Raw genomic sequence first — 6,009 nt, 5'->3', positions numbered from 1 at the left:
AGGTTGCAGTTAGCAACTGATTCATACCTTTACTGGGGGGGGTTTGGGTTGACGCATAAGATTGAAGTTGTACCCCATAAGCCTGAAGTTCGTGCCCCATAAGGCTGAAGTCACACATTATTCATGATTTACCCTTGATTCGGCCGGACTCGCGGTGTTCCGGCCGAAGAATCTTGCATAACCTACTTAACCTGCATAAGTCGTTTGTGCTCAATGCACAACTGGCAGTGCAGGTTATTCTCTTCCACCACTAAACCTACACAGCTATACACTGCGGCAACTTTGTGGATCCTTGTCCTCGTCGCCAAGTCCATCACCAGGCCCCTGCCGGCATCACCGAGCCGGCGCGTGTACAGGCCGAGTTTCTTGAGGAGATGGCCGACCTTCTCAGCGCTGTAGGTGACGCACTCACCATGGTCCTTTTGTAGGCGATTGACCTCCGTCGCAATTTCGCCGACGAGAACTTGCGCCTTGTCCTGATGGCATAGATTGAGGGTAGCCTCAAGTGTCACTGCTTCGATGCCGATGGAGAAGTCTATGTGACGCTGGCTCTCAACTGGCGTGAGCAGAGAGATGAGGTCTCCGACTGCAGCCCTGGCGAGTCGACAATGCAGGCGCCCAGGGCGCTCGCGACTGCACCAGTGTCTGACGTGAGTGCACTAGCATTGAAGTCGGAGAGGTATACCGTACTGAGATTCTTAAGGCGATACCCCATTAACCTATTTTGCAGGTCCTGAATTTCCAATTCTGTCAGTCGCGTTCCTTTCACTTCCACGCAGGCGGAGCCCGCCGGGAGGACGTTGACCTGAACGCTGAAGGGCGGAGTGCGGCCTGGGGATACGTCTTCACCAAGGTAGATTGCTTTGGGACCAAAAAAGTCTTTGTACACACCAGCGTCGCTTACGAGGTGGCCTCGTGTCGCAACTATTCAGGGATCTGAGTCGATGGGCCTGCAATTGGGATAAAATCACTCCTGTCGCCCACGGAGCTGAGGGTACGTTTAGCCTGATTCTGTGCAGTTCTCGTGAAACAAACCATTGGGCGGTTCACGTTATACCGTGATCGAGCACCTTCGACATTTAATCATCAGTTCTTACGTACTGAGCTTCCATGAACGAATGGTTGAGAGTTGTTCTTGGCGCGCTTGCCACATGGCGGGTTACGCATCTTATTGCATATGAGGATGGGCCGTGGGACGTAATTGCGAGCCTACGAAAGACAGCGGGATCCGGTGTCCTCGGGAAGCTCATGGATTGCTTCTACTGCTTGAGCTTATGGGTTGCCGCGGCGGTTGCTGTTGCGATTGCGACCAGCGTAAAAGAGGGGCTCTTGCTGTGGTTGGGACTTTCGGGTGCGGCTTGTCTGCTGGACCGGGTGCGACATGAACCGGTATTCGTAGAACGGCTTCCAGAAGATCGAGGAGAAGAAGATGTCTTGTTGCGGACAGAACAGACAGACAGCGGCGGCAGTGACCCCAGTGGCGACGGCAGTTCCGGCCGCACAGGTTAAGCGAGTGCAGCCCAAGAGCCCCGCCCTACGGGACGTGGCTTCGGGTCCGACGGTGAAGCTCCACTACACGGGTGTGACAGCGATTCGCCTGAAGGGACAGCGCACTGGAAGGATGTATGTTTTCACGGGAGCCGAGCCGGATCGTACCGTGGACCGTCGTGATGCTGTGAGTCTCATGCAGATTGGCCTCTTCCGGCGCGCGATTTGATGGGTGCAGCTTTTTCGAGTGGAGGCACAAAACGGGCGAAGAACTCTCGATCGGAGATCTTTCGCCGGCGCTGCACGGACTTGCGCCAGGGGATCAGGTCGAGGTCTGAGAGCCATGACTCAACCACAGGGAGCATCGGCTGGAATGGAGCTTCAAGTTGTTTCGCCGTATGACTATCGAACAGACTACGAATCATGACAAGCTGATTGAATTCCAGGTGCTCGAAATTCACCGGATAAGGGAAGGCTTTTCGCGAGAAGTGGCCGACCTGCACGTGAGTGGCGCAGACAACGCTTAACCTTGCCATCCAGGCGCGGGCAGACATGTCCTGCTCGTCTATTCCCCAGACTTTGAAGTGAGGACAGAATCCGCCCAATCTCGAGTAGGCCTCCCGGTGCATTGCGTAACATGCGCCGATCACCATGGGAACCTCTACCGCCGCTGCTTGCGGAGGTTCCACGCGATGATGCACGCCGAAGCCCGGAGATTTTCCCGAAGCGAGGTTGCGTTCTCCATTCCAGGTGAAGTCGGCTCCCCAGCACAAACAATCCTTGAGATCGTAGGACCAGAAAGGCGAACACACGAGGCTGTCGGTGTGTGTCTGTACAAGCAGTTGTGCGAGCCAGTTTTTCCCGAAGGACATGTGGGCATCGAGCCAGACCAGGACATCTCCGGCTGCGAGTTGCGCTCCGATCCTTCGCGATTCGCAGACGCCTCTCGGCGTGGGATGGCGGATCAAGCGAGCATCGCCGATGGCGCGCGATTCGATCGGCAAGGTGCTGCCATCGTCAACAACAATGACCTCGATGGGAAGACCGGGCGTCGTGGCTCGCAGGCCTTCGAGCGTGGCCTTCAACATTCCGGGATCTTCATCTCGCGCCGTGATGATGATGGAGGTTGGCATGATGTGGTTCAGGCATTGGTTGGCGTTGGAGTTGGTGTCGGCGTGGGTGTCGGTGTTGGCATTGGAGACGGTGTGGGCGTTGGCGTCGATGTTGGGGTTGGTGTGGGCGTTGGTGATGGGGTTGGGGCTGGGGTTGGAGTGGGAGCAGGTGTTGGTGTGGGAGTTGAGGAAAGTTGCTGCGCGAGGCAGAAGATCAATTCGAGCAGGAGGCTGTTGCTTACGATGACGGGCCGGACGGCGTTGTCGATCATTGCGGGAGTGATGGGCCCGCTGGCGGGGAGGCTGATTTGCGCGAGGATGATGCAGCCGGAACCTGCCGGATCCGCATAAGGCTGACTGACGCGATTGGCGAGAGCGGCGTGAAGATCCGGAAAGGGCGGTGTGAAGACGCCGGGAAAATTGCAGACGACCGGATCGGGCAGCACGGTTCCAGACTTGACGATGATGGCGAACTGTTCCCGCGTCGAGCCGGGGGCGCAATCCGCATCGGGTTTGCAGGCAGCCACCATGACCGGCACCGGATCGATGCCGCACTCGCGATAGCAAATGGAGATGGTAACGTTCGCGGCGCCGGCCAGAGTTCCGGCGGGGTTTCCCGCATCATCGGTGAGAGCCCAGGGAGAGATGGGTGCGGTCAGGGCGGATACGAGGATCTCGCGGCCCCAGCCATCGAGAGCAACGCCTGGCTGAATCAGCACCTGGCTTCCATCGGCTGTGGGAACCACGGCGAGGCCGGCAACGACACCTTTGCCGGAGATCAGGAGGTTCAGCAGCCAGCGTTTGCTGTTGAAGTATTCCTGCTCCAGTTGCAGATGGGGGGCGTCGAGCAGTTTTCCGTAGAAGTACTGATTGCGTTCTGGTGCCGCAAGCGCCGTGGGAGCGTCCTGATTACTGCCGAAAGGTTTGTCCATGGCTCTACCATTCCCTTACAAGCTGTTGCGAAAGCTGTTGTCGATCATGGCCGCGGTAATGGGCGCGCCGCGCGGGGGGAGATTGATTGATGCAAGCAGGACCCAAGGCGATGGAGGGCACGGAGGGCAGGGCATGCTGCCGGGCCCACACAGGCTCTCAAGACTTTTCGGGCGGCTGAAGTCTGTGGCGGGAGTCCAAACGATGCCGGCCTGAAATCCATCCGCGATACGGGCATCGACGTAGTTTGGGTTATCGCACTTACAAGGAGCATTGGGCACCAGCGTGAGATCGTCGGTCCAGCTCTGATATCGGATAGCGACATACGCCGGAGCGGGGATTACAGCAATGGTTGCGAATACGTGCGGCCTGAACCACAAATAGTCTTCGACGTTGATCCGGGCGGCCTGGATGACCTCGATCTCATCACCGTAGGGCCCAATGGCGTATCCCGGGCAAACCTGTATTTCCCAGGGATTGGAGCCATCGGCTGCGGGAACGACCCACAGTCCGCAGAGAACGCCCCAGCCGTGGAGGTCGCGATTGTGGCGGCGGAGTTTCTGGATCCTGTAGTTTTGTTCCAGTGTGCAGGCCTCGGCAGTCAGACGACTGCCGGCCTGCCAATTTGGCCTCGCCTGGTGACCGACGGGTGGCGAAGGACAATTTTCAGAACTGCTCATAATCGAGGGCTCCTTCGTACACCGTTGACTTATCCCTGAGCGATGGTTGCGACCTGAACCGTTGCAGGGGCTGGAGTGAGCAAGGGATCACCGGCAGTGGTGGCGATCGAAACGTTGGCCATAACGGGAATCGCACTTCCGCCGGTTGCGGACGTAGCGTTGATCTTCATCTTCCCGACCTTGATGGTGAAGGACCCGGTCGATCCCGGCAGGACGATGACGACCCCGGTGAAGGTATAGGAGTTTACGGCTTTGGTGGCGTTGACATTGCCCTCCGAACTCGCCAATACGGCGGTATCGGCAGCGGATGTGGAGCCGATGTTGGCACTGAGAATGACAGTGATGTCGGCAATCACCTTCTGGCCGGCAGCGCCGCCATTGATGATGAGGGTAAGCTCGCCGGTTGCTCCGGCCTTTGCGCTTCGTTGAATTACCGGCGCGCCGCTGGGCCTGAGGAGCACCTTGATGGGATCGGGTGACGGAGTGGGGGTCACGGTCGGAGTGGGAGTCTGGGATGGAGTAGGCGTGGGGGTTGGAGTGGTGGCAACACCCTGCACCGTGAACTGGCTGAGGAAATTTCCGCCGGCGGTGCCATCCGCATTGCCATCGAGGGCGAGGTTGTCAGAATCGGTGATGAAACTGGGGCCGCTGCCAACGACAGTCACCTGGTAGGTTCCCGGGATCGTGAAGGGTTGCGCAGGGGTGAAGGTTGCGCTTTGTGTGCCGTCGTCGTAGGTGACCAGTCCCTGGACTGCTTTGGAGGGAACACCGGGTTGCGTGAGCAATACCAGGATGGTGTTGGTGTTCGCGGTTGAGGGAACAAGGTGTTTGCTGAAGGTGATCAAGATGGCACCGGGCACTTGCGAACCGTTGGTGAAGACCGTGCCATCGGCGGGATTGATGCTGGTGACGCGCACGGGGGCGAGGTCATTTCCCGCGCAGCAGCAGAGCTGTACCTGCTGTTGAATCGTGGCTGTGCTGAAGAGCATGCGACGAACGGTGATGTTGTCGATATTGCCTTGCGCCAGAGCAGCGCCCGCAGTGCCGGGCAACTGTACCTGCGCCAGGACGATCCAGGGATCGGAGGGACAGGGCGGACACTGAGCGAGGACTCGTCCGGAGAGGATATCGCACATGGCGGGCCCGGGATTCTGCTGGGAAGAGGGAGGCAAATCAGAGAGGCAGGAGATCTCGTAGCTGTCGCTGATGCGCGAAGGCTCGCACGAGGGATCGTTGCAGCCGCATCCCCCGGCCAGGACCCGCACGGGACGGGAAAGGCATTCCTCGTAGCGAATGGCGATGTAGAGGGTTGAACCTGTTTTGGCGATGCCGGTAAGCATCAGGCTGCCTGGAGCGCACGGGTCGGTAGCAGCGCCGGGACCGCACTGGGCAAGATCGAGATTGAAGGGATCGGGGACATAGATTTCATCGCCGTAGGGACCGAGAGCGTATCCGGGTGAGATGACGACCTGCCATGGGCTTGCAGTAGTGGGGGAGACGGTCACGGCAAGGCCGCAAACGACTCCCCATCCATGCAGATAGCGATTGTGGCGGCGCAACTTATTAATGAAGTACTGCTGATCAGCAGTCATATCGTCGGCCGTGAGGAGCTGACGCGGGAAGTAGTTGACGCGCTCCAGGAGGGTGCTGTCCAGTTGTGTGCAGTCATTCGTGGTTGCGGTCGCCATGATGGTTATTCCTTTCGAATCTCGGTGGTCATTTCAGAGAACAAGGATCCGCTCCAGGAGCCAGGACGCCCGATCCCAGCGGCAGCCCGAGCGCGGCGTGCGGCGTTCCTG

The 6,009-nt window shown here is 58.6% G+C and carries 6 protein-coding genes; 1 reads left to right on the top strand and 5 read right to left on the bottom strand.

Annotated features, from left to right (window positions below):
- Positions 1-182 precede the first annotated feature (182 nt).
- A complete protein-coding gene (locus WA354_RS12735) occupies positions 183-512 on the bottom strand; it encodes a hypothetical protein (protein WP_472813388.1) in 330 nt (109 codons plus the stop codon).
- Positions 513-1,110: 598 nt separating this feature from the next.
- Here WA354_RS12735 and WA354_RS12730 point away from each other — a divergent pair.
- Positions 1,111-1,509 (top strand): DUF1360 domain-containing protein, encoded by a 399-nt coding sequence (locus WA354_RS12730; protein ID WP_472813387.1) that lies wholly within the window; start codon positions 1,111-1,113, stop codon positions 1,507-1,509.
- A gap of 173 nt (positions 1,510-1,682) precedes the next feature.
- On the opposite strand, the gene WA354_RS12725 is transcribed toward WA354_RS12730, so the two are convergent.
- The 4 genes from WA354_RS12725 to WA354_RS12710 are packed head-to-tail and all read right to left on the bottom strand — an operon-like array spanning position 1,683 to position 5,898.
- Entirely contained in the window at positions 1,683-2,621 is a 939-nt protein-coding gene (locus WA354_RS12725) for a glycosyltransferase (protein ID WP_472813386.1), read from the bottom strand.
- An 8-nt stretch (positions 2,622-2,629) separates the two neighbouring features.
- Positions 2,630-3,532: a hypothetical protein gene (locus WA354_RS12720; protein WP_472813385.1), complete on the bottom strand. Its 903-nt coding sequence runs from the start codon at positions 3,530-3,532 to the stop codon at positions 2,630-2,632.
- A 15-nt stretch (positions 3,533-3,547) separates the two neighbouring features.
- Positions 3,548-4,210, bottom strand: a complete 663-nt coding sequence (locus WA354_RS12715) for a hypothetical protein (protein ID WP_472813384.1) — start codon at positions 4,208-4,210, stop codon at positions 3,548-3,550.
- A 29-nt stretch (positions 4,211-4,239) separates the two neighbouring features.
- Complete coding sequence (locus WA354_RS12710) at positions 4,240-5,898, bottom strand: Ig-like domain-containing domain (protein ID WP_472813383.1); 1,659 nt, start codon at positions 5,896-5,898, stop codon at positions 4,240-4,242.
- Between the last annotated feature and the right edge of the window lie 111 nt (positions 5,899-6,009).

The organism is Occallatibacter sp. (genome assembly GCF_049802275.1).
Classification (GTDB): domain Bacteria; phylum Acidobacteriota; class Terriglobia; order Terriglobales; family Acidobacteriaceae; genus Telmatobacter.
This window is presented reverse-complemented; position numbering and strand designations above follow the sequence as displayed.